The organism is Acinetobacter lwoffii, assembly GCF_019343495.1.
Taxonomy (GTDB): Bacteria; Pseudomonadota; Gammaproteobacteria; order Pseudomonadales; family Moraxellaceae; genus Acinetobacter; species Acinetobacter lwoffii_P.
Window position 1 is genome coordinate 867,286 of sequence record NZ_CP072549.1, and the last position, 21,972, is coordinate 889,257.

General features: G+C 43.0%; 20 protein-coding genes. 8 read left to right on the plus strand and 12 right to left on the minus strand.

The window, feature by feature from the left end:
* Nucleotides 1-58 precede the first annotated feature (58 nt).
* The 6 genes from clpA to rpiA form a co-directional block, all read right to left on the minus strand.
* A complete protein-coding gene (gene clpA, locus J7649_RS04075; protein ID WP_219309503.1) occupies nt 59-2,335 on the minus strand; it encodes an ATP-dependent Clp protease ATP-binding subunit ClpA in 2,277 nt (758 codons plus the stop codon).
* Between the two features lie 9 nt (nt 2,336-2,344).
* Entirely contained in the window at nt 2,345-2,758 is a 414-nt protein-coding gene (clpS, locus tag J7649_RS04080) for an ATP-dependent Clp protease adapter ClpS (protein ID WP_004279780.1), read from the minus strand.
* An 18-nt stretch (nt 2,759-2,776) separates the two neighbouring features.
* On the minus strand, nt 2,777-3,526 hold the full coding sequence (locus J7649_RS04085; protein WP_180038696.1) for a DUF6776 family protein: 750 nt from the start codon (nt 3,524-3,526) through the stop codon (nt 2,777-2,779).
* Nucleotides 3,527-3,603: 77 nt separating this feature from the next.
* Nucleotides 3,604-4,659, minus strand: coding sequence for an N-acetyl-gamma-glutamyl-phosphate reductase (gene argC, locus J7649_RS04090; protein ID WP_219310049.1), 1,056 nt, complete (start codon nt 4,657-4,659; stop codon nt 3,604-3,606).
* A gap of 183 nt (nt 4,660-4,842) precedes the next feature.
* Nucleotides 4,843-5,523, minus strand: coding sequence for a M48 family metallopeptidase (locus J7649_RS04095; RefSeq protein ID WP_219309505.1), 681 nt, complete (start codon nt 5,521-5,523; stop codon nt 4,843-4,845).
* Nucleotides 5,524-5,664: 141 nt separating this feature from the next.
* The gene (rpiA, locus tag J7649_RS04100) at nt 5,665-6,336 is read right to left on the minus strand and encodes a ribose-5-phosphate isomerase RpiA (protein WP_004279784.1); all 672 of its coding nucleotides are present in this window, start codon (nt 6,334-6,336) and stop codon (nt 5,665-5,667) included.
* A gap of 104 nt (nt 6,337-6,440) precedes the next feature.
* On the opposite strand from rpiA, the gene ilvA reads away from it, so the two are divergent.
* The 4 genes from ilvA to J7649_RS04120 all read left to right on the plus strand — a co-directional run bounded on the left by ilvA (nt 6,441) and on the right by J7649_RS04120 (nt 10,699).
* Complete coding sequence (ilvA, locus tag J7649_RS04105; RefSeq protein WP_219309507.1) at nt 6,441-7,979, plus strand: threonine ammonia-lyase, biosynthetic; 1,539 nt, start codon at nt 6,441-6,443, stop codon at nt 7,977-7,979.
* 152 nt (nt 7,980-8,131) lie between these two features.
* The gene (locus J7649_RS04110; protein ID WP_219309509.1) at nt 8,132-8,596 is read left to right on the plus strand and encodes a hypothetical protein; all 465 of its coding nucleotides are present in this window, start codon (nt 8,132-8,134) and stop codon (nt 8,594-8,596) included.
* A gap of 109 nt (nt 8,597-8,705) precedes the next feature.
* A complete protein-coding gene (locus J7649_RS04115) occupies nt 8,706-9,362 on the plus strand; it encodes a potassium channel family protein (protein WP_005246545.1) in 657 nt (218 codons plus the stop codon).
* The gene (locus J7649_RS04120) at nt 9,359-10,699 is read left to right on the plus strand and encodes a TrkH family potassium uptake protein (protein WP_219309511.1); all 1,341 of its coding nucleotides are present in this window, start codon (nt 9,359-9,361) and stop codon (nt 10,697-10,699) included. The genes J7649_RS04115 and J7649_RS04120 overlap by 4 nt, the downstream gene beginning before the upstream one ends.
* A 70-nt stretch (nt 10,700-10,769) precedes the next feature.
* On the opposite strand, the gene J7649_RS04125 is transcribed toward J7649_RS04120, so the two are convergent.
* From J7649_RS04125 to J7649_RS04135, 3 genes are all read right to left on the minus strand, one after another.
* The gene (locus tag J7649_RS04125; protein WP_004646777.1) at nt 10,770-11,909 is read right to left on the minus strand and encodes a phospholipase A; all 1,140 of its coding nucleotides are present in this window, start codon (nt 11,907-11,909) and stop codon (nt 10,770-10,772) included.
* Nucleotides 11,910-11,930: 21 nt separating this feature from the next.
* Nucleotides 11,931-14,870 carry an insulinase family protein gene (locus J7649_RS04130; RefSeq protein ID WP_219309513.1) on the minus strand — a complete coding sequence of 980 codons (2,940 nt, stop codon included), beginning with the start codon at nt 14,868-14,870 and terminating at the stop codon, nt 11,931-11,933.
* A gap of 165 nt (nt 14,871-15,035) precedes the next feature.
* Nucleotides 15,036-15,488 (minus strand): GNAT family N-acetyltransferase, encoded by a 453-nt coding sequence (locus J7649_RS04135; RefSeq protein ID WP_005107150.1) that lies wholly within the window; start codon nt 15,486-15,488, stop codon nt 15,036-15,038.
* A gap of 276 nt (nt 15,489-15,764) precedes the next feature.
* Here J7649_RS04135 and J7649_RS04140 point away from each other — a divergent pair, with 276 nt between their 5' ends.
* The 3 genes from J7649_RS04140 to J7649_RS04150 are packed head-to-tail and all read left to right on the plus strand — an operon-like array spanning nt 15,765 to nt 17,726.
* Nucleotides 15,765-16,769, plus strand: coding sequence for an adenosine kinase (locus J7649_RS04140; protein WP_213687210.1), 1,005 nt, complete (start codon nt 15,765-15,767; stop codon nt 16,767-16,769).
* 14 nt (nt 16,770-16,783) lie between these two features.
* On the plus strand, nt 16,784-17,092 hold the full coding sequence (locus tag J7649_RS04145) for a Rieske (2Fe-2S) protein (protein WP_004279797.1): 309 nt from the start codon (nt 16,784-16,786) through the stop codon (nt 17,090-17,092).
* A 19-nt stretch (nt 17,093-17,111) separates the two neighbouring features.
* Nucleotides 17,112-17,726 (plus strand): OB-fold-containig protein, encoded by a 615-nt coding sequence (locus tag J7649_RS04150; RefSeq protein WP_004279798.1) that lies wholly within the window; start codon nt 17,112-17,114, stop codon nt 17,724-17,726.
* A 65-nt stretch (nt 17,727-17,791) separates the two neighbouring features.
* Here the strand turns inward: J7649_RS04150 and J7649_RS04155 are convergent, their stop codons facing one another.
* Both J7649_RS04155 and J7649_RS04160 read right to left on the minus strand, forming a co-directional pair.
* Nucleotides 17,792-18,463: a YidB family protein gene (locus tag J7649_RS04155; RefSeq protein WP_044110063.1), complete on the minus strand. Its 672-nt coding sequence runs from the start codon at nt 18,461-18,463 to the stop codon at nt 17,792-17,794.
* 105 nt (nt 18,464-18,568) lie between these two features.
* A complete protein-coding gene (locus J7649_RS04160) occupies nt 18,569-19,039 on the minus strand; it encodes a DUF6231 family protein (protein ID WP_219309516.1) in 471 nt (156 codons plus the stop codon).
* Between the two features lie 34 nt (nt 19,040-19,073).
* Here J7649_RS04160 and J7649_RS04165 point away from each other — a divergent pair, with 34 nt between their 5' ends.
* The gene (locus tag J7649_RS04165) at nt 19,074-19,943 is read left to right on the plus strand and encodes a DUF2797 domain-containing protein (RefSeq protein ID WP_044110068.1); all 870 of its coding nucleotides are present in this window, start codon (nt 19,074-19,076) and stop codon (nt 19,941-19,943) included.
* Nucleotides 19,944-20,004: 61 nt separating this feature from the next.
* On the opposite strand, the gene J7649_RS04170 is transcribed toward J7649_RS04165, so the two are convergent.
* The gene (locus tag J7649_RS04170; RefSeq protein WP_219309518.1) at nt 20,005-21,870 is read right to left on the minus strand and encodes a SurA N-terminal domain-containing protein; all 1,866 of its coding nucleotides are present in this window, start codon (nt 21,868-21,870) and stop codon (nt 20,005-20,007) included.
* Nucleotides 21,871-21,972: the final 102 nt, after the last annotated feature.

Consider the following 21,972-nt stretch of genomic DNA (forward strand, 5'->3'; position numbering starts at 1 on the left):
TTAAAATATGAATGCATGAAAAAACCCGTGCAAGCACGGGTTTGATCTTTCTTGTTCATTAGGCCGGTTCAGCAGTCTGATCTTCAAAAACCTCAAGTTTTAAGCCAACCGCTTTACCATTTTCTTTTTTAACCGATACTGCAACATTGCCGCCATTTTCAGCCAGTTCACCAAACAGGATCATCTCAGCAAGCGGTTTTTTCAGGTGCTCCTGAATCAGACGTTGCATTGGACGTGCGCCCATTAAACGGTCATAGCCATGTTCTGACATCCATTCACGTGCGCTTTGATCCACTTCCAGCATGACTTTTTTGTCATCCAGTTGTGCTTGAAGTTCAGTCAGGAATTTATCCACGACATTTTCAATAATGCTGCTTGGTAATGCCTTGAACTGAATCACTCCGTCGAGACGGTTACGGAATTCTGGCGAGAAGGCTTTCTTCATCGCTTCCTGATTATCGTTACTATTGTCTTGTTCCATGAAACCGATGCTGGCACGAGAAATACTCTCAGCACCAATATTGGTGGTGAGTACCAAGACCACGTTACGGAAATCAGATTTACGCCCGTTGTTATCAGTCAATGAACCATGATCCATAATCTGTAATAACAGGTTAAACACATCTGGATGCGCTTTTTCGATCTCGTCTAGCAACAGTACACAATGCGGATTTTTATGAATCGCATCGGTGAGCAAGCCACCTTGATCAAAACCGACATAGCCCGGAGGTGCACCGATTAAGCGAGACACCGCATGGCGTTCCATATATTCCGACATATCAAAGCGAACCAGTTCCACACCCATCTGTTTTGCGAGCTGCTTGGTCACTTCGGTTTTACCGACCCCTGTTGGACCTGCAAAAACAAAGCTACCAACAGGCTTATCTGGAGATTTCAAACCGGCACGTGATAGTTTAATTGCAGATGCCAAAGCTTCAATGGCTTCATCCTGACCAAAGACCACACGTTTCAGATCGCGCTCAAGATTTTCCAGCACGCTCTTGTCATCTTTCGAGACAGTTTTTGGTGGAATACGCGCAATTTTAGAGACGATATCTTCAATATTTTCTACGGTGATCAAACTGTCATCTTGTTCAGCTTTCAGACGGCGCTGAGCACCGGCTTCATCAATGACGTCAATCGCCTTATCTGGCAAGAAACGGTCGTTGATAAATTTTGCAGAAAGTTCTACCGCAGACACCAAGGCTTGATCGTCATATTCTACATGATGGAAATCTTCAAATTTCGATTTCAGACCACGTAGAATATCAATGGTTTCTGAAATAGAGGGTTCATTCACATCAATTTTCTGGAAACGGCGCGATAAAGCATGATCTTTCTCAAAGACCTGACGGTATTCCTGGAAAGTGGTTGAGCCAATGCAACGTAAAGAACCATTTGCCAGCGCCGGTTTGATCAGATTCGATGCATCCATGGTGCTGCCCATACTCGAGCCTGCACCAATAATCATGTGAATTTCATCAATAAACAGCACTGCTTCAGGTTTCTTTTTCAGCGCATTTAAAAGCTGTTTCAAGCGTTTTTCAAAATCACCGCGGTATTTGGTTCCTGCCACCAAAGCACCAATGTCCAGACTGAAAATTTCAGCATTTTCCAGCGGTTTTGGCGCTTTACCATTCACGATCAACCAGGCCAGACCTTCAGCAATCGAGGTTTTACCAACTCCCGGATCACCGACAAGCAGCGGGTTGTTTTTACGACGGCGGCAAAGAATTTGTGCGGCACGCTCGATTTCTTTTTCACGACCAATCAGTGGATCGGTCTTGCCCTTTTGTGCTTCAACATTCAGGTTAGTGGTATAAAGCTCAAGTGGACCTGAACTCGCTGAAGATGCTGATTCGCCATCTAGGTCTTCGATTTCCTCTTCAGACTGTACATCTTCTTTACGCGTACCATGAGACAGATATTGAGTCAGGGTCAGACGGTTAATTTGATGACGTTTAAGCAGATAGACTGCAAATGAGTCACGCTCAGAATACATGGCAACCAGAATATCAGCACCTTCTACAGTACGATCACCACCGCTTGATTGCACGTGAAAAATCGCGCGTTGCAAGATCCGGTCGAAGCTTTCTGTCGGGTGTGGTGCCTGATCACTATTTTCACCAAGTTTAGGGGTATGTTGTTCTACGTACTCTTCTAATTCCTTACGCAACACGATGATGTCGGCACCACATGCTTTGAGAGCATTTACGGCAGAATCATTGTCGAGTAAGGCTAACAATAAATGTTCTACGGTCAGGAACTCATGTCTCTTTTGACGAGCCATGCTGACAGCCAAACGTAGTGATACTTCTAATTGACGACTGAGCATGTAACCCCCTTAATCTTTAGGCTCTATTTGGCAAAGTAACGGATGACCTTGTGATCGAGCATAATTATTGACTTGGTTCGCTTTGGTCTCCGCAATGTCTCGAGGATAGACCCCAGCTACACCCTTTCCTTCATAATGTACAGTTAGCATTACTTGTGTAGCTTGGTCAAGATTCATTGCAAAGTATTGTTGTAAAATTTCAATTACAAACTCCATCGGCGTATAGTCGTCATTTAATAAAACAACGGCATACAACGGTGGACGTTTCAGTTCTGGCGGTGCAGTTTGTACAGCTAGGTCAGAATCACCGTCTTCAGAGGGTTCATTTGCTAAACGTGGGCTGATATGCCAATCAACAATTCCAGACTCATTAAAAGAGTTTTTAATATCACTTAAACACATTTGACGTTTATTGCTTGGCATAAGATTTATATTTCACACTTAATTTGCATTTGCTTCGGTTTTCGGAATTTCTGACAAGGTGGCAGACTGATTTTCGACTGCTTTGCCCTGTTCCCAACTAAAACGACGAATCACAGGCTTGGCACCGGTGAGACGCACTTCAATAAATTCTGGTTTAAAGCCTTTCGGCATGGTCCAGCGGCCAGTGAGTCGCTCATAATTTTCAAAATTAAAGTTTTTATCTTCCAGTGGCACCACCAGAATTTCCGCACCTTTAATCAGGCGCAATTCCACACTACCTGAGGCACGGCTTTTGCCTGGACTGACCTGAACCAGATCAATCTGGTATTCAAAGGCATTTTCGGGTAATGGTTTAATCGACAGGTTTTGAACCGCCAATGCCAGACCACCACGCTGACGCAAGATCTCGCGATAAATGGTTCCTACACTTTCGGCCTGCACCTGTTCATCACGTGCCTTGGTCATGGCCAGATACAGATCATTGGCATTGCTAACCGCCAGATCACGCTCCTGAACCGCAGTATTCAGCGTCTTGTTCAGTGTTTCCAGACTGGCTTTTTGAGTCTGTACTACATCGACCAGTTGCTCTGCATCCGCATCATAACCCGCCGCAGTCAAACCCTGACGATGTCCTACGGTATATCCGAGTACGCCACTGCTTAAGATCAATACAGCCGCACCAATGGCTAAGGGCGTATTGCCTTTCATGAATGGTTTCTTAGTACCGGGTTCCTGAGGAAGCGTCGTATTTGACTCGTTATTCGGCATTTTGATCTCTTGTTTGCTTTAATCAAGACACACATTTAAATGCAAATCTAAATGTGTGTGAAGTTCTAATACGTTTTTTATGGTAATAAACCAATATTATTTAAGCCAGCGTCTTCAGCAAAACCAAACATCAAGTTCATGTTTTGCACAGCCTGTCCTGCTGCACCTTTCACCAGATTGTCTTGTGCAACCAGGATCACCAGTTTTGTTGGTTGTGGCTTATACAAGGCAATACGCAACTGATTCGCTCCACGCACTGAACGGGTTTCGGGTGAGCTACCCGCCGGCATAACATCGACAAATGCTTCATTGGCATAGAACTGCTCATATAGCGCTTGTAAATCTGCTGATTGGCCTGCTTCAGTTAAATCGATATAGATGGTCGACAACATACCACGAATCATCGGCACCAAATGCGGTACAAATAAAATATGATCAAACACATTTTTTTGACCTGAAATTTTTTCCAATGCTTCGACAATTTCAGGGTGATGACGATGACCCGCTACACCATAGGCCTTAAAATTATCGGAATTTTCAGAATAAATCATGCCCAGACTGGCTTTACGACCTGCACCTGATACACCAGATTTGGCATCGATAATAATGCTTTCAGGTTTCACCAATGCTTCAGCCGCTTTTAAGACTGGCGCCAGACCCAACTGAACTGTAGTTGGATAACACCCCGGATTCCCGATCACACTGGCCTTTTTAATTTCTTCACGATTTAGCTCAGATAAACCATAAACAGAATCTTTTAACAGTTCTGGACATGCATGTTGCATGCCATACCATTTTTCAAACTGTTCAAGATCTTGTAAACGAAAATCTGCCGCCAAGTCGATCACTTTGGTATTTGCAGCAACCAGCTCTTCGGCATGTTTCATTGCGACACCATGCGGTGTTGCAAAGAACACCACATCGCATGATTTTAATAAACCCAGACTCAAATCAGAAAATTTAAGATTGGTATGCCCGCGCAAGCTTGGGAACATGTCATCTACACGACGACCTGCTTCAGTACGTGATGTCAGTGCTGTTACATTTACATCTGGATGTCGTAGCAAAAGACGCAAAAGTTCAACGCCTGTATAACCCGTACCACCCACAATACCCACTGAAATCACGATGATTACCTCAAATAAATGTTTCCTTTATACAGCCTAGTATGACAGGAAGTTGAGGTTTTCTAAACCATTTCACTGGGGTTTGCTGGTTTTTTAATTGATCAGTAGGATAAGTCCGATTTTGATCATGAAACTTTTAATTTGCTTAGGCTATTTCAATAGAGTTATATGGACTTATTAATTATGGTTTTAGGCACCCCACCAATATGGCAACGGCGTATTTTTCAGCGTTATACGATGCTGCTGGAAATGCTGATCATGCTTAGCAACTTCTGCCCAAAAGCGTGGACTATGATCAAAATGCTTTGTGTGTACCAGTTCATGGACAGCGACATAATGCGTGACCTCTTCAGGAAATAATACCAGCGCGCTGTTCAACATAATGTCATGCTTGGCAGAACAACTGCCCCAACGGGTTTTAGGTTGTCGAATACTGCAGTTTTTAAAAGGCAACCGACATTGCTGTGAGACAAGATTTAAATATGAAGGAAGCTGTTCTTTTGCGTAGGCAATCACGAAAGTTTTTAAATATTCTTCAGGATGTCGGTCACTGATCCAAAGCTGTAGATCTTCATGATCAAAAATAAAGTTGTTTTTCTGGCTGTGATAAGAAATTTTTACTGCTGCTTTTAGATTGAATAGCCGCAGCTCACTCGGTAGCGTCCGGTCAATATTTTCGATTTTTTCCTGCTGGGATTGCCAGGTTTTAATCAGCCAGCTTTCAGATTGTTCAATAAAATGCTGTATCTGTTTTTTGCTGCAAAAAACCGGTGCTGTCAGACGAATCTGGGTCGCATCGACACGCAAACGTAACCGTGTTGAACGGACATTTCGGGTGATTTGAATTTCGGGTAGGTCGGATAAGGTCATTATAGTTTTTTTTAATCTCCCCAAACCCCTTTTTTTTCAAAGAGGGGCTTTTAAAAGTCTCCCTTCTTGCACTTGTTTTTAAAGCAGTGTTTTAAAACTTCGCTCAGGGAGATTTAGAGGGATTTTTTCTAGAAAGTTTAATTAAACCGCAGTACGCTCTTCAATTCCGTTATCCGTCGCGACAATGGCGATATCTGCTTTATTAATCGCAAAGATCCCGTTACACACCACGCCCGGAATATCGTTTAAGGTTTTTTCCAGTTCAAGCGCATTTAGAATATTCAGGTTGTACACGTCTAGAATCACGTTACCGTTGTCAGTTACCACACCTTCACGATAAGCAGGATCGCCACCCAAAGATACAATTTTACGCGCAACCGCAGAACGTGCCATTGGAATCACTTCTACAGGAAGCGGAAACTCACGACCCAATTGTCCAACCCATTTTGAATCATCCACGATACACACAAATTTTTTCGCAATAGAGGCAACAATTTTTTCACGTGTCAATGCTGCGCCGCCACCTTTGATCATATGCATATGACGATCAATTTCGTCTGCGCCATCGACATAGGCATCTAAACCACTGACAGAGTTCATATCCACTACTTCAATACCGAGCTTTTTTAAGCGCTGTGCAGTTGCTTCTGAACTGGCTACCGCAGCTTCCAATTGCAGCTCAGGCAATAAGTCAATTAAAAAGTTTACAGTACTGCCTGTACCTACGCCTAAAATGCCCCCTTTTGGCAAGTGTTTTAAAGCGGCTTTGGCTGCTGCTTGTTTTTTCTCATCTTGGGTTGCATATAGACTCATGGCTTCACTCAACTATTTTGGACTTTTGCAGCTTTTTTAAACCGCAAAGCCGTGTGGTTTGTTACAATAAGCCCCTATTTTAAACTGTTAGATGGAAAATTAACATGCTGTCTCGTTTGGTTCGACAAATTTTACAAGCAACGGTCTACGATGTTGCAATCGAAACTCCACTCGAAGCAGCGCCACGAATTAGCGAACGACTCAATAATAATATCCGCTTTAAACGTGAAGATTTACAACCGGTTTTTTCATTCAAGCTACGCGGTGCCTATAACCGTATTAGTCAATTACCGAAATCACAAATGGAACGTGGCGTTATTACTGCTTCAGCGGGTAACCATGCACAGGGCGTGGCACTCTCAGGGAAAAAGCTGGGTATTCGCGCGATTATTGTGATGCCTAAAACCACGCCTGATATCAAGGTGCAGGCGGTTAAACGTCTGGGTGGCGAAGTGGTTTTACATGGTGATTCATTTGATGTTGCAAATAAATATGCGATTCAACGTGCCCAGGAAGATGGCATGACTTTCATTCCACCTTATGATGATGAATTGGTGATTGCTGGCCAAGGCACCATTGCCAATGAAATTCTACGTCAATGGCGTGATCTCGACTATGTGTTTGTCGCAGTTGGCGGTGGCGGCCTGATCGCAGGTGTTGCAGCCTATTTAGGTGATGTCGCACCACACGTTAAAGTCATTCCAGTGGAATACGACGAATCTGCCTGTTTAAAAGCTGCTTTAGAAGCAAATGAACGTGTGATTCTTCCATCTGTAGGTTTATTTGCTGATGGTACAGCCGTAGCCCAAATTGGTGAAAAACCATTTGATGTGATTCGTCTGCAAAAGTCGGACAATTCAGGCCCGATCGTGGAACCGAATGTAGTGCTGGTGAATACGGATGAAGTCTGTGCAGCGATTAAAGACACTTATGACGAATGCCGTAGCATTGTCGAACCATCTGGTGCAATGGCACTGGCTGGCATCAAAAAATACGTGGCTGAACATGGCATCGAAGGGAAAAACATGGTGTCGATTGTCTGCGGCGCCAACATGAACTTCGACCGTTTACGCTATATCGCTGAACGTACCGAATTGGGTGAACGCAAAGAAGCGATTTTTGCCGTGACCATTCCGGAACAGAAAGGTTCATTCCTGAGTTTCTGCCGTGCATTACAAGGCCGTAATATTACTGAATTTAACTACCGTGCCAGCGATGCTTCTGCTGCGCAAGTCTTTGTCGGCATCAGTCTGAAAAATGGCGAGAAAGAACGTCAGGAAATTTATGAAACCTTAAAGTTCCAGTATGACGTTGACGATCTGTCTGATGACGAAGTGGCCAAACTGCATATCCGTTACCTGATCGGTGGTCATGCCGATATTGAAAATGAGCGCCTGTTCCGCGTGGAATTCCCGGAGCGTCCTGGCGCTTTACTGATGTTCCTGGAACGTCTTGGCCCAACCCATAATATCACCCTGTTCCACTACCGGAACCACGGCGCTGCTGAAGGACGTGTTCTGGTGGGTCTTGAAGCAACCGATGCACAACAGAATCCGGACGGTTTGATCGAAACTCTCGAAACCATTACCTATCCATATCAGGAAATTACCAATAATCTGGGTTATCAACGTTTCTTGAAGTAATTCTTTCAAACATAAACCGCCTTTCGAGGCGGTTTTTTTAGGATGATATTCTAGGCAGATTTAAAAATGTATCATGAATGAAAACACCAATTATCCATTAATTTCCAATCTTGTTAAAATTAAAAATAATTACAAAAATAGAACCTTAAGATATGAATATCACTTTTATTATTATTTTGCTCACCACTTTATTTGTCTATTTATACGGCTATCCAGCATACAAATTAAATCAAAAAGAAGATCGCGTTCGAACAAGTATGAAAAATATTCCCAGTAATGCAACCGCAAATAACCTCAGCAACATCGCTGGTATAGAGGCACATTCAGAAATACTCAACCAGTATCCCAAATTTGTTTATATTTTTCTAAATCATTATAAAGAAGTGAAATTAGATCCTAAAATTTCAGCTTTTGTAAAAAGCTTTTCTTGTGCCTCAATCGATAATTTAAAAACTTATCCTCAACTCAAACGCCAAGCCACACTCAATATCATGAAGGATGATCATCATGAATTCGAATACATCATCCAAAACAGCTATGGAACCTTATATGCACATCGTCAGGTTATGTCTGACTGTCCAAATTTTCAATCTGTACTTCAGATGAAAGAAGCGTAAATACTTCAAAGATCTGTACTATTTTTACCTAAAAACTATAGCTGAAGAATCGCCTTCTCATTACCATAGCGGATATAACGAATGACATAAAGATAACGAAGGACAATCCATGGCATTATTTGCAGTCATCGGGCTTGGCAGTTTCGGTGCGACCGTGGCCACACAGCTCATCAGCCTGAAGCATGAAGTGATCGGAATCGATCTGAATAAAAAATATGTTGAAAACATTTCTGATCAGCTGACCCATGCCGTGATTGCCGATGCAACCGATGAACATGTACTCGATGAGCTGAACATTCAGCGCTGTGATGCCGTTGTCGTTGCGATTGGAGAGGATATTGAGGCCAGCATTCTATGTGTATTGCACTTAAAAAATATGGGCGTGAAGAAAATCTGGGTGAAGGCCAAATCCAAATCCCATCACATGATTCTGACCCATCTCAATGTTGAAAAAATCATTCATCCTGAAGAAGATATGGGCGTTCGGGTGGCACAGTCATTAAGCTATCCGATGGTCAGTCGTTATATGGCGCTTGAGGATGATCATTATATTGTCAAAATTGAAATTCATGCGGATCATCATGGTACGCCACTGAATCAGTTGATGAAGCATGCTCCTGAAATCACGACCTTATTACATAAACGCGGATCTACATTGCAATATCACGTAGATGCCAATCAGATTCTTCAGGAAGGCGATATTTTACTGGTTGAAGGATTGCTGGAACCTTTGCGCCGTCTTGCTAAATATTTTAAACATCTATGAAAAGTTCTGATTTAAAGCAACACAGGACGATTAACCTCAGTCCTCCAAGCTTACTGGCTTTGGGTTTTCTCGGATTAATTCTGATCGGCTCACTGCTATTGATGCTGCCTATTGCACATCATGGAGAAATCAGCTGGCTGGAGGCGATTTTTACAGCAACTTCTGCTGTGACCATTACCGGGCTATCGGTGGTGAATGTCGGTGAAGCCTATACCGTATTTGGTCAAATCGTGATTATGTTTTTGTTGCAATGCGGCGGCTTGGGTTTTATGACCTTTGCCATTCTGGCAGTGATGAGTCTGGCACCGCAACTGGGGCTAAAACAACAAGTCATGGCACAGGAGTCCATTGGACAAACTAGTCTGAAAAAAGTCAGTTTTACCATTAAAGCTGTGTTTTTATACTCCCTGTTTTTTGAAGCGATCGGTACACTGATTCTGACCGTGTCCTGGCTCAAAGAATACCAGTTTAGCGATGCACTATTTTATGCAGCCTTTTATAGCGTCTCCGCTTTTAATAATGGTGGATTTTCGCTTTTTCCAAACAGTCTGATGAGTTTTTCAGGACAGTATCTGATTACCTTTACCATCAGTATGCTGTATATCATTGGCGGTATCGGTTTCTTGGTGCTGATGGATGTCAAAGAACATAAGCGCTGGCGTAAGTTGAGTACCAACAGCAAGCTAATCCTCTCAACGATTCTGGGTCTGAACCTAAGTGCTTTTATCGTACTTTGGCTATTAGAGGCTTCGAATCCACACACCTTGGGTCTCATGAGTATAGGCGATCAGGCCGTGAATGCCTGGTTCCATGCCACCGTTCCCCGCTCTTCAGGTTTTAATAGCTTGCCAATGGAACAAATGAGCGATGCATCCAGTCTCATTACCATGCTGCTCATGTTTATCGGGGGCGGCTCCTTAAGTACGGCGGGCGGCATCAAAGTCGGAACATTTATTATTGTGGTGATCAGCGTAATCAGTTTTTTAAGACGCGAAGATGAGATCCGGTTGTTTAATCACTCTATTCCTGAAAAAACTACGTTTAAAGCATTGGCCGTCGTGTGTATTACTGCAGCGTTGATCATGATGGGTTTTATGAGCTTATTAATCCTGGAACCTGAGCAGGATTTTCTGGATCTGTTGTTTGAAGCCGTGTCTGCAGCTTGTACCGTCGGTTTGTCCCGAGGGGTAACAGAGGAACTACAACCTGCCAGTTTGATTATTCTAATGCTGTTAATGTTCGCAGGGCGTCTAGGGCCACTGACGCTTGCTTATTTTATTGCGACTCCGAAAAAGAGTCGTCTCAAACATCCGCCTTCAGAAATCCAGATTGGCTAATCTATCTATAAAAAAACCATGCAGCGGCATGGTTTTTTATTTTCATTCCAAGATGTTTAAAGTTGGAATCCTAGAACCAGTTCATCAAGGAAACACCTAAACCGACATACGTGGCACGATGGTTATAATCAATCAGGCTTTCTCCGTAACCATCAAAAAGCTGGAATTGGCCACGCAAACGCCCACTGATCGGGAATGACCAGTCGAACTGTACCGCTCCACGGTTTTCATCTCCACCTTTTAAGGTATGTCGTAGCATCAATGAAAAATCATGCTCCTTATAACGATAAAATGCGGTCATGTCTCCACGGCCAATATAGTTCTTGATCTCTGGATTGTTATCGTCTTCTCGCTTCTCTTCAAAGCGATACCAAGGACGAACCATCAAGGCAAAATTGTCTTTTTCAAAACCAAGATTCAGCATCACCCGATTCCAGCTACGTGATAACGGATCAGAACGACCATTGGACTGATGATTGATGGTCAATCCCAACATACGCCAATTCAGACCCAAAAGATCATAATTGGTACGGAAAATCAAACTGGCTTCGGGTTCATAGTTGGTCTCACGAAACGGACGTGATTCTTCCGAGTTATACACCTGCCAACGCGAAGACTGAGTATAACCAAGCCAGAGATCGCCATTATCTCCCAAGATATTTTCAACCGCCTTGGTCTTTAAAGACAGTTGAAACTTAGCTTCAGTTGAGGTGAGATTCTGTTTCTCTGTCTCTATATTGTTGGGATTTTCACTCTCGGGTAATTCATTCTTGTTTGATGTCCAGAAACCTGGCATCAAATACACCGGCTGATAAGAACGAATGTTCCAGGTGCCTAATTTACTTTCTGGAGAGAGTTCCCAGCGGCTATCCAGCAAAGACAGATTCGGCGTCAGCTTTGATCCTTCAGAAGCATAAATATTGGAAACGGTTTGACCAATTTTCGCTTTTAAATTATCGGGTTCAGGCGCAATTTCTGCTGCTGCACGACGCTCAGAAACGATTGCAGGCTTATCAGTGACCGGAATTTTAAATAAAGTATCATAACAGGCCAGACGCTCTGCACTAATTTCCAGTGCAGCACAGGCTTCAGCCGTTGCCGGCGTGGGACTGTTGACTACTGTTTCTTCCGCATTCACTTGCGTCCCAACTGCACAGCCCAGCAAAACGCTCAGCTGTAGAGTTGAGCGCTTAAACGAATTAAGCGCCATCCTTTATCCTCTTTTTTTTATTTATAGAACTTGTTGAATTACAAAACCAAGCTGTTCCAGCATTTCACGTTTTGCCACTGGCGCTACAATGGCTTTCGTCGCCTGCTGCTCGACCAGATAGGTCTGTGCAACACGCTGCAAATCATCCAGTGTGACATTCAATAAACGTTCACGTAATTTTTTACGGAACGCTGGCGTACGTTGATGCAAGTAAGAATAACATGCAGTAATGGCTTCGCCTGCCGGTGAACCTGGTTTATCCATACTGGCAATCAGACCCAGAATGGCTTCTTCCAACTGGTGTGGCTGTTGTGGTACATTAAGTAACCACTGAATACTCGCATCAAAATCCTGGAAAGTTTCTGCCAGACGTGGGTCACGATAGCTGTAGAAACGGAATGAACAGGCATTCCCGTCATAGCTGGCACCACCACCATAGGCACCGCCTTTTTCACGGATGGCACTGTGCAGGAAGCCATTACGCAAATAACCCGCCAGTACCATCAATGCAGCAGCATCAGGATGTGAAACTTCAACAGCTGGATAAGCAGCCGCACAGAACTGGACATTGGCTTGAATCAACCAGGCTTCGTGCTGGTCATGGGTTACTTTTTCGACTTGAGTTAATGAAACTGGTGCAGAATCAACTTCAAGTTTATCCCAGACATTCTGAATTTCTTCGATCAGATGCTCAGACTGCGGCTCTTCACAGACTAACAGGAATTGCTTTGGTGCTTGCAACAAGACCCGATGAATCCGTTTTAATTCATCAATCAGCAGATCATATTCAGCCGGATCTTTTTCGATCTTAGACACCAGCTCGATCAGCCAGTTCAATGCACCCAAACCGGTATTGTGATAATCACGCAAAGCCAATGCACTATGCTGACGTGAAGCCGTTTGCATTGCATAGCTATGTCCAGAACCAGAAATACGTGACTGCCAGCGCGTTTTACGCTGTTGTAACAGTTCAACAATACGATCTTTCTCATCAAAACGAAGCTGTTCAAAACCGATCTTTAACAGACGAATTGCATCCAGATGATTCACCAAAGATTTGGTAGTCAACGTCAACCAGGCAGTAATTTTGTTTTTGTCATCGACTTTAGAACGCAAAGATGCGCCCATGCCCAGACCGCCACTTACCGCTGTTTGCAGTTGCTGGAACTCAAGATAATCATACTCACCCGCACCAACTTCACCCATCAGGATCGACAGCAGGTTAAAGTAAGGCGACTGCACCACTTCATCCGGAATATTGACCAGAACCTGTTGATAATAAATCCCATTGGTGCCGGCATGATACAGGTTCAACGGCGTATCAACACGGTTACAGATAATCTCACGCAACTGGCCTTGAACAATTTGCAATTCCGCAGGGACATCTTCCAGACCGACTTTCGGCAATAAATTCAAGTCATCCGGCGTGTCCTGACGCACATTCAATGCTTCAGTCTGCGCAATAATTTCAGCTTTCTGTTCTTCAGTCAGATTCTTGCCAATTTCAGCCAGACGCGCTTTTTCATCCGCTGCTTCTTTGGCAGATTTGGTCGCATCCGGAACCAGCGTCAGTTGGACACGATGTGGATTATCCAGCAGATGCTCTTTGATCAGATTGGATAACCACATCGGATCTTGCAGCTCTTCTTTAACTGCCGCAATCGCAGAATCCACATCCCAGACTTCGACCGGATCACGGTGATGAATGGCACTACCCAGACCGCTCAGAATCAGGCTTAAACCATACGGTGTACCATCACCATTAATTTCACGCTGATGCAATTCAATTTGATGCAGAATCGCATCGACCATGTTCTGATCAACCGGTTTAGAGGCAACTTCTTCCAGAACCTTAAACACACCATTTTTAAATTCTTCTGCATGTTCAGGATTTGAACCTTGCACCGCACAGTAAAAAGTCATTTCAAAGTTAGAATCATCCACACCCATGAATGGACCTGTTGCATCTGCATAACCACAAGTTTCCAGATAATGACGCAGTGGTGATGCTGAATCTTCAAGCAGAATCCCTTCAACTAAACGCATACCTAAACGCAGTTTAATGTCACTAGCTTCTGGCAATAACCATGACAGCACATGATAGGTCTTGTCCTGTAGATCTTCGGCGTCGACCGCATAGCTGTCAGTAACCGTCAATGGTGCAGTTAGGCGGGTTTCAGGTGTTGGATACAGCGTCTGACCTTTTTCAAATTTAGACAATGCCAGATGTTCAAACTGCTCTTGCAATTCAAATGCTGTTTTATTGCCAAAGGTCATGAATACTGCATTACTTGGATGGTAATGTGACTTATAGAAATCTACTAACTCTTGGTAAGTCAGATCGGGAATATCTTTGGGATCACCACCCGAATTATAGTGATAAGTCGTATTCGGGAATAAATGATACGCCAACGTGTGATAAAGCTGATCCGAAGGCGAACTCATCGCCCCTTTCATTTCATTAAAGACCACGCCTTTATAGACAGGCTCGCCATTTTCCAGCTCAATGCGAATGCCTTCCTGGGCAAAATCTAGTGGATTCAGGTTCGCAGCAAATGCTGCATCCATATACACTTCAAGCAGGTTCTGGAAATCCTTGCTGTTTTGGGTCGCAAATGGATATGCAGTCCAGTCCGCCGCAGTAAAGGCATTCATGAAAGTATTCAATGAACGGCGAATCATCAGGAAGAATGGATCACGCACCGGGAATTTTTCTGAACCACACAGCGCAGTATGTTCCAGAATATGTGCTTCGCCTTTAGAATCCATCGGCTGGGTACGAAACGCCACCAGAAAGACATTTTCGTCATGATTGGTCGCCAAATGATAATGCGTGGCGCCAGTCACTTTATGTTTATATTCAGACACGAAAATGTCTAAAGCTTCAACATGTTGTTGACGTACCAACTGAAACGCAGGATGTACAGTTTGAGAAATGGTTTCAGTGACATCTACAGTCATGCGATCTCCTAATGCTTTAATTAAAATAACTAAGCGCATTATAGCTTTAGTTATCTGAATTATTCACGTTGAAAACCGAGGATTTTGATCGAATTAAGTAAACTTGATCATTTGAAAATTAAATCATCAAATTTACTTCCTGCATCTAGATGAGTATTTACAAGCTTAAGAAATCAGATATTTAAAATAGTTATAGCTTGGATTATTTTCTACAAATACATAATTCTGCTTTTGATAAAAACTGGCGGCCAGTCGGGTATCTGTTTGCAGGCACAAAGCTGAATAATGCGGACGTGCCAATTGCTCCAGGTAAGCCAAAAGCTGTTTGCCGACGCCATGCTGACGATATTTCGGATGCACATAGAAACGGCGTACCCGACCAATGCGGTCTTCAATGCCATTATCTCCCCATTGCTGGTTCAAGCCACCACAGGCAACCAGTTTCTTGCCATCATGCGCCACCACCAGATATTCATTGGCGTGGCTAAAGCAGTTTTTCCCGGTGCGATATTCTTCTATTAACTTATCTACCAAATTATAGCCTTCTTTACGTGCCAGAGTTGCCAGTGTTTCGATCTGATCCGGGAGTTGTTCGGCTGTTACAATTTTAATATTCATATACGCACACTATTTGAAATTGTTGTGAAGAATGACTGTTGCCAAGCGACTTAAAGTATCATGCCAGGAGCGATATCTCTTTATAAATAAAATGTGATCCTTAAATCAATGCTGCAGCACACCAGTGCACAAAAATAAGTCAGTTTTTAGACCAAAGATAGCTGCTGAACAAAATACAGCATTTTTGAAAAATATTTGAAAATGATTCAGCAAACTACAGCAATCCCAAGCAATCGTGTAAACTTAGGACTTTCATTTTTAATGTGATATTTGAACATGGCAACTGTTGATCTTTTTGCGATTGGTAATGCGCTGATTGACCAAGAATTTAAAGTTTCTGATGACTTTTTAACTGCACATCACTTGCAAAAAGGCACCATGCAACTTGCAGATGGTGAGACTCAGGCCACTCTTTATCAAAATCTTCAAGCGACTCAAGTGTATAAGGGTCAGGCTTCAGGCGGTTCAGCAGCCAACACTACCGTGGCATTTTCTGCGCTCGGTGGTTCTGCATTTTATGGCTGTCGTGTCGGAAATGACGAACTGGGGCACATCTACCTGAAGGGTTTGAATGATGCAGGTATTAAGACCACCACCCAATCGATCAGTGAAGGCGTAACAGGGACATGTATGGTTCTGGTCAGCCCTGATTCTGAACGTACCATGCATACCTATCTGGGTATTACGGCCGAACTGACTGATCAACAAATTGATTTCAGCGCACTAAATAGCGCGAAATGGCTATATCTCGAAGGTTATTTATCAACTTCTGACACAGCACGTCATGCGGTACAACAAGCACGTGATATTGCCCGTGCCAATGGCGTTAAAATTGCCCTAACTTTATCTGATCCTGCCATGGTGCAATACGCGCGTGCCGGTTTGGATGAAATGATTGCAGATGGTGTAGACTTGCTGTTATGTAACCAGCAAGAAGCGCTGATGTATACAGAAACAGATAATCTTGAGGCAGCCCTGCTTAAATTAAAAACAATCAGTCAGCACGTTGTCATTACATTGTCAGCTGAAGGCGCACTGATTTCGAATTATCAAAATACATTTACTGTTCCTGGCCGTAAAGTGCCTGCAGTAGATGCCAACGGTGCCGGTGATGCTTTTGCCGGGGCTTTCCTGTACGGATTGAATGCTAATTTGGGTCTTCAAGCTGCGGCTGAACTGGCGATTCTCATTTCGAGCCAGGTGGTTTCACAATTTGGTCCACGCCTGGCAGTTGAAGACTATGCGGCATTATTACAAGACTTTCAAAAGGAATGTGCTTAATGTTTAAAATTTGCATGACCGAAGACGTTCCAGAACGCGAAGCACGCTCTTTTGAGCTTCCCGATGGAGATAATATCTTTATCACACAGCGTGACGGTGCCTTCTATGCTTATCAAAACCTGTGTCCGCATTTGCAGGTCGAACTGGAATTTCTGGAAAACCAGTTTCTGGATCGCGATCAGGAATTTATTGAATGCTCCACGCATGGCGCCTTGTTTCTGGTAGAAAGCGGTGAATGCATTTCTGGGCCTTGCCAAGGTCAAGCACTTGAAAAAGTAGAGATTACCGTGCATTCTGATGGTGGAATTTACCTCTCAGAATAAGACTAAAACGGACTTCACCATGCCTGCATTTTTTCTAGACTATAACCTGATGCCTTTTCATCTGAGTTTATTGGCGATTATTCTGTTCGGTGTGGTGAAAACCATTGGTTTCTATTTTGGACTCAGACCCAGCAAGTTTCTGCAAAAAATTTCACCTTATGACTTTCAGCAGATGGATCTACTAAACGTCAAATTCTCCAAAACCTTGATTGTGTTTTTCTTCCTGATGAATTTTAGTTTTGCCGGCTATGTTTTACAGTTCCTGATCTATTCTCAGGAATTTAAATTTCTGCCTGCTTATTACCTGATTATTCCGGCTTTAATCATTGCGACTTTTTTTACTATTTTTATGATTCACTGTCTGGATCAGGTCATTCCACCTAAATATAAAAAGAACAATGTCAATTTACTTGGCCGTTTGGCGACAATTTCCAGTGGCAATGCCCGACCCGGTTTTTCTGCTCAAGCGCGGGTGCGAGATGAGTATGGGCAACTGCATTATGTACAGGTAGAACCTGAGTTTGGTGAACTCGGTTTTCAGTCGCAGATTATCCTGATTCGCATGAGAAAATCTCATTATGTTGCTAAGAAAATTTGTAAATCTAATCAGCTGTTCAGCATGAATCTAGATTAAATTCTAAATCATTTAATAGTTATTAAAAAATCCCGACAGATATCGGGATTTTTTAATGTTTAGATTTATTTTTTAAGAAGTCCTGAAACCATATTCAATACATTTTGAATATCATTATTGGCTTCTTGCTTACTGGTCTGCTCACCTTGTGGAGTAAGCGAATCAATAATCTGCGGCAAGACCTGTGAAATCGCACTATAAACATCCTGTTTCGGTGCATGGGTTTGTTGTGCAACTGCTTCAACTTCCTGATCATCAAACAGGTTTTGCACCTGCTGCGGATCGACATTGGCATTTTCACCGGGGCCGGTCGACACCCAATCATCGACCTGGCTATTGAGCCCCTGTCCTTTGAGCTTGTCTAATGCACCCTGTAAACCGCCCTGTTTTTGAATCCAGGCCAGCACTAAAGGCAGTACTGCAATCAATAAGGTTTTACCAGTAGAACCACCCAATCCTGAACGAGGCTGAGCAGTACCTTGAGTACCACTACCACCGAACTGACTTAGTACTGAACCTAAAATTGCCCCCAGACCATTTTGTCGAGTCTGCTGGCCGGTTTGATTTTGCTGGTTTTGAGTATTTTGATTTTGCTGAGAATTTGACTGGTTTAAATGCCCTAGCACAGACCCCAGGATATCTGCCAAGCCACCTTGTTGTGAGGACTTTTGCTGCAACTGTCCACCACCCAATGCCTGCTTTGCTAATATTTCCACAATACTACTCAGGTTTGTCATGTCCTATATCCTATGTGCATCTTAATTACAGAATACGGCCTGCCCTCATATTGTCTAGGCAAGATTGTGTTAATATTTGCAATCTTAGTTAAGCAGGTTTTCGGCTTACCAGCGAAATTTATCCCAGTTTTCCGGATTAGCCCAAAATTTGGAGTTAAACCAGTCTGGCACGTGCTTATAGGTTAAAATATTAAACTGCCACAGCGCAAAATCGGCCTCATGTGTGGTCTTGTCAATCAGCTGGGTAAATCCTAAAGCTCTCAATAACTTTTCATTTTGCAGCCGGCTGATTACCACCAATCGTTTGGCAAACAAATCACGTAATTTCACCAGAATTTGACTCATGATCTGCTCCGACAAATTTTCTGTTTCTGCAGTATCCAACATCACCACAGCCAAGTCATAACGTTGCTGAAAAGGCAGATTTAAAAAGTCAGATACGCTAAAATAGGACCATTGAATAGCTGGCTGAAACTGGACTTGGCTCAAGTCCTGCCCAATACAAATAGCAGTATGAATTGGCTGTTCCTGTGCGAAATCGTCTAGCATCGAGGTAATGACATTCTGCTCAGCCATAACTGCATCCTTATGATTTAAGTGAGTAATTTTTATGGAACTTCAGGGCATTTGTCATAAAATGCACGTCGGCCTCAAGGACCTTAGTGTAACTGATCAACAGATACAGCGGGCAAATGTTGAATATAAATTAATTTTAGATCGTGCAGAAATTGATCTTCCGTTTAATTTAGGCCAGGAAATCGAGATTGAATGGACCGGTAATATTTACTGCGTGTCCTGTGGCAACAAAACTTCCAAATCATTTTCGCAAGGTCACTGTTTTAAATGTTTTAAAACCAATGCTTCATGTGATATGTGCATCATGAAGCCAGAGACGTGCCATTATCATTTGGGCACTTGCCGCGAAGATGAATTTGCACAGAATGTCTGCTTCCAACCACATATTGTCTATCTGGCCAATTCCAGTGCATTAAAGGTCGGCATTACCCGTACCAGCCAAATGCCGACTCGCTGGCTTGATCAGGGTGCCACCCAAGCCCTGCCGATTATGAAAGTGGGCTCACGTCGTCTTTCCGGAAAGCTTGAGGTCATGTTTGGTACGCAGGTTGCTGATAAAACTGACTGGCGCAAGCTACTGAAAGGTGAAGCAGAACCATTGAACCTGATTGAAGTGCGTGAACAACTGCTGGAAGAATTTGCGCCTAAAATTCAAAGCATTCGCGAAGAATTTAATCAGAATCTAGAATTTAATGAAAATATTGAAGTATTGGAAGATGAATTCGCACGAGAGTTTATTTATCCGGTAGAACAATATCCGGAAAAGATTAAATCGCATAATCTGGATAAAACTCCTGTGATTCGTGGCAAATTACAAGGCATCAAGGGCCAGTATTTAATTCTGGATACTGGCGTGATTAATATGCGCAAATATACCGGTTATCAACTGATTATTCGTGCTTAAACCATTATTTGCCTAGAAAACAAAAAACCAGCCCGCAGGCTGGTTTTTTTATACAACAATTTTATTTGATTTTTGCCTGAGATTTCAGGTAACGCGTATAGTCATCAAATTCCTGCTGACCACGAAGTTGCTGATATAACTTCACCAACTCACTACGCTGTTCTGCACTTAATACATCCACCGGATTTTTCTTCACTTCTGATACCGCAACCACAACCAGTTCATTCGGCATTTTCGCTGTGGTCACTGACCAATGGCCTGCTTTTGGTGTCGGCAGACTAAAGGCCGCACGCTGTACATCACGTTTTAGTAAACCTTCAGCACGTGTGTAAACGCCAGCATCTTCAAAGATCAAATCACCTTTCGCCACTGCTGCAGCCGGTTTGGTTTTGAACTCATCCAAAGCTTTCTGAATTTTTGCTTTTGCCAAAGCAGCTGCCTTGTCTTCAATCAACTGAGCCTTAACACGGGGTTTTGCTTCTGCCAATGTTTGTTCACCAGCTGCATGATAATTACGCACCTTGATCCAAGCTACATCACCATTGGCCAACTGAATGCTTGATGAAGCATTACGATCACCATTTTTAACATCGTCATTAAACAGTTTAACCTTGAGGTTAGCATCGCTCAGCACAGGATCACGGGTCGAAAGTGTTATCCCTTGGGCTTTCTGGACTTGCACACCTTTCACTTCTTGAGTAACGACATCCAGAGAATCACTTCCTACTACCATATCATTTAGCGTATTGACCGTATCAGAGAATGCATTGGATTTTTTAGCAGCCAAGGCTTCTTCAGACAAACGTGCTTTTTGTGACTCAAAAGAAGGAACCGCAACATCTGGCGTTTGCACAGAAATAATGTGGTATCCATAATCTGTTTTCACCGGTGCAGAAACCTGACCTGATTTTAAAGAATTAACCGTCTGGTCAAATGCAGTGCCAAATACACCTTCTTCATAGACAGCAAGCGCACCACCTTTAGACTTAGATTCAGGATCTTCAGAATATTGTGCTGCAGCTTGAGCAAAAGTGGTACCGGCTTTAATTTTGGCTGCAATCTCGGTCGCCAGTTTTTTCGCTTCAGCATCACTACGACTGTCCGCCGTAATTAAAATATGCTTCACATCTGGTTTAACTGCCTGTTTTTGTGTCGCGACAAAAGCCGTGTACGCTTCCTGAAGCTCAGCATCTGTAACCGCTAAGCTCTGCACCTGAATATCGCTTGGCTTTAACACCACATAGTCGACATCTACACTGGTCGGCTGTTTAAATAGCGTTTTGTGTTTTTCATAATAAGCAGCAATATCTGCATCCGTCACTTTGACATCTTTTTTATAGCTGTCCAGATTAATGCTGGAAATATGAATATGACGTTGTTCAGTTTGTAAATCGGCAATCTGCTGCATTTCGACTGGGCTCACCAGTGGATAATCCAGGAAAGTCGATGACAGCATCTTCAGCGCATGATCTTTACGTAAACTTTCAATCAAAGCGCGATTGGTCATGCCAATTGATTTTAGATAATTTTCATATAAAGCATTCGAGAACTTGCCATCTTGCTGGAAAGTAGGCTGCTGAGCAATCATCTGTTCAATTTGCTGGTCACTCAGACTGATCCCTAATTCTTCAGCCTGTTGCAGCAATAAAGTACGTGCAACCAGAGTATCCATGGCTTTCTGGTCAATGAAGCTTTGATTCAGTAAAGTTTCATCCCCATTGGCATAACTGAGATATTGTTCTTTAAATGATTTGGTCAGTGACTCTAATTCTTTTTGAGATATTTCAGTCCCGTTCACTGATTTTGCCGCATCAGAGTTTCCGCTGCTAAAATATCCTTCAATACCTACAAGTGCTAACGGGGTCAAAAACAGAACGAGCAAGACTTTGCCCAACCAACCCTTAATAACTTTACGAAAAGCTTCCATAAGTATTCCAATATTTTATTTGCAAAGGATTTTAACCGAAAATACCCATTGAATGAATGTGTTAATCATCACAATTAAATTTATCAATAAAAAACGCGCCAA

Coding starts and splice junctions, on each gene's coding strand:
- clpS (WP_004279780.1), bottom strand. CDS start 2,758: ATGCCAAGCAATAAACGTCAAATGTGTTTAAGTGATATTAAAAACTCT.
- J7649_RS04120 (WP_219309511.1), top strand. CDS start 9,359: ATGAAAAGTTCTGATTTAAAGCAACACAGGACGATTAACCTCAGTCCT.
- J7649_RS04085 (WP_180038696.1), bottom strand. CDS start 3,526: ATGCCGAATAACGAGTCAAATACGACGCTTCCTCAGGAACCCGGTACT.
- J7649_RS04160 (WP_219309516.1), bottom strand. CDS start 19,039: ATGGCTGAGCAGAATGTCATTACCTCGATGCTAGACGATTTCGCACAG.
- rpiA (WP_004279784.1), bottom strand. CDS start 6,336: ATGAGTCTATATGCAACCCAAGATGAGAAAAAACAAGCAGCAGCCAAA.
- J7649_RS04170 (WP_219309518.1), bottom strand. CDS start 21,870: ATGGAAGCTTTTCGTAAAGTTATTAAGGGTTGGTTGGGCAAAGTCTTG.
- J7649_RS04140 (WP_213687210.1), top strand. CDS start 15,765: ATGGCAACTGTTGATCTTTTTGCGATTGGTAATGCGCTGATTGACCAA.
- J7649_RS04110 (WP_219309509.1), top strand. CDS start 8,132: ATGAATATCACTTTTATTATTATTTTGCTCACCACTTTATTTGTCTAT.
- J7649_RS04115 (WP_005246545.1), top strand. CDS start 8,706: ATGGCATTATTTGCAGTCATCGGGCTTGGCAGTTTCGGTGCGACCGTG.
- clpA (WP_219309503.1), bottom strand. CDS start 2,335: ATGCTCAGTCGTCAATTAGAAGTATCACTACGTTTGGCTGTCAGCATG.
- ilvA (WP_219309507.1), top strand. CDS start 6,441: ATGCTGTCTCGTTTGGTTCGACAAATTTTACAAGCAACGGTCTACGAT.
- J7649_RS04145 (WP_004279797.1), top strand. CDS start 16,784: ATGACCGAAGACGTTCCAGAACGCGAAGCACGCTCTTTTGAGCTTCCC.
- J7649_RS04135 (WP_005107150.1), bottom strand. CDS start 15,488: ATGAATATTAAAATTGTAACAGCCGAACAACTCCCGGATCAGATCGAA.
- J7649_RS04125 (WP_004646777.1), bottom strand. CDS start 11,909: ATGGCGCTTAATTCGTTTAAGCGCTCAACTCTACAGCTGAGCGTTTTG.
- J7649_RS04165 (WP_044110068.1), top strand. CDS start 19,074: ATGGAACTTCAGGGCATTTGTCATAAAATGCACGTCGGCCTCAAGGAC.
- J7649_RS04150 (WP_004279798.1), top strand. CDS start 17,112: ATGCCTGCATTTTTTCTAGACTATAACCTGATGCCTTTTCATCTGAGT.
- J7649_RS04130 (WP_219309513.1), bottom strand. CDS start 14,870: ATGACTGTAGATGTCACTGAAACCATTTCTCAAACTGTACATCCTGCG.
- J7649_RS04155 (WP_044110063.1), bottom strand. CDS start 18,463: ATGACAAACCTGAGTAGTATTGTGGAAATATTAGCAAAGCAGGCATTG.
- J7649_RS04095 (WP_219309505.1), bottom strand. CDS start 5,523: ATGACCTTATCCGACCTACCCGAAATTCAAATCACCCGAAATGTCCGT.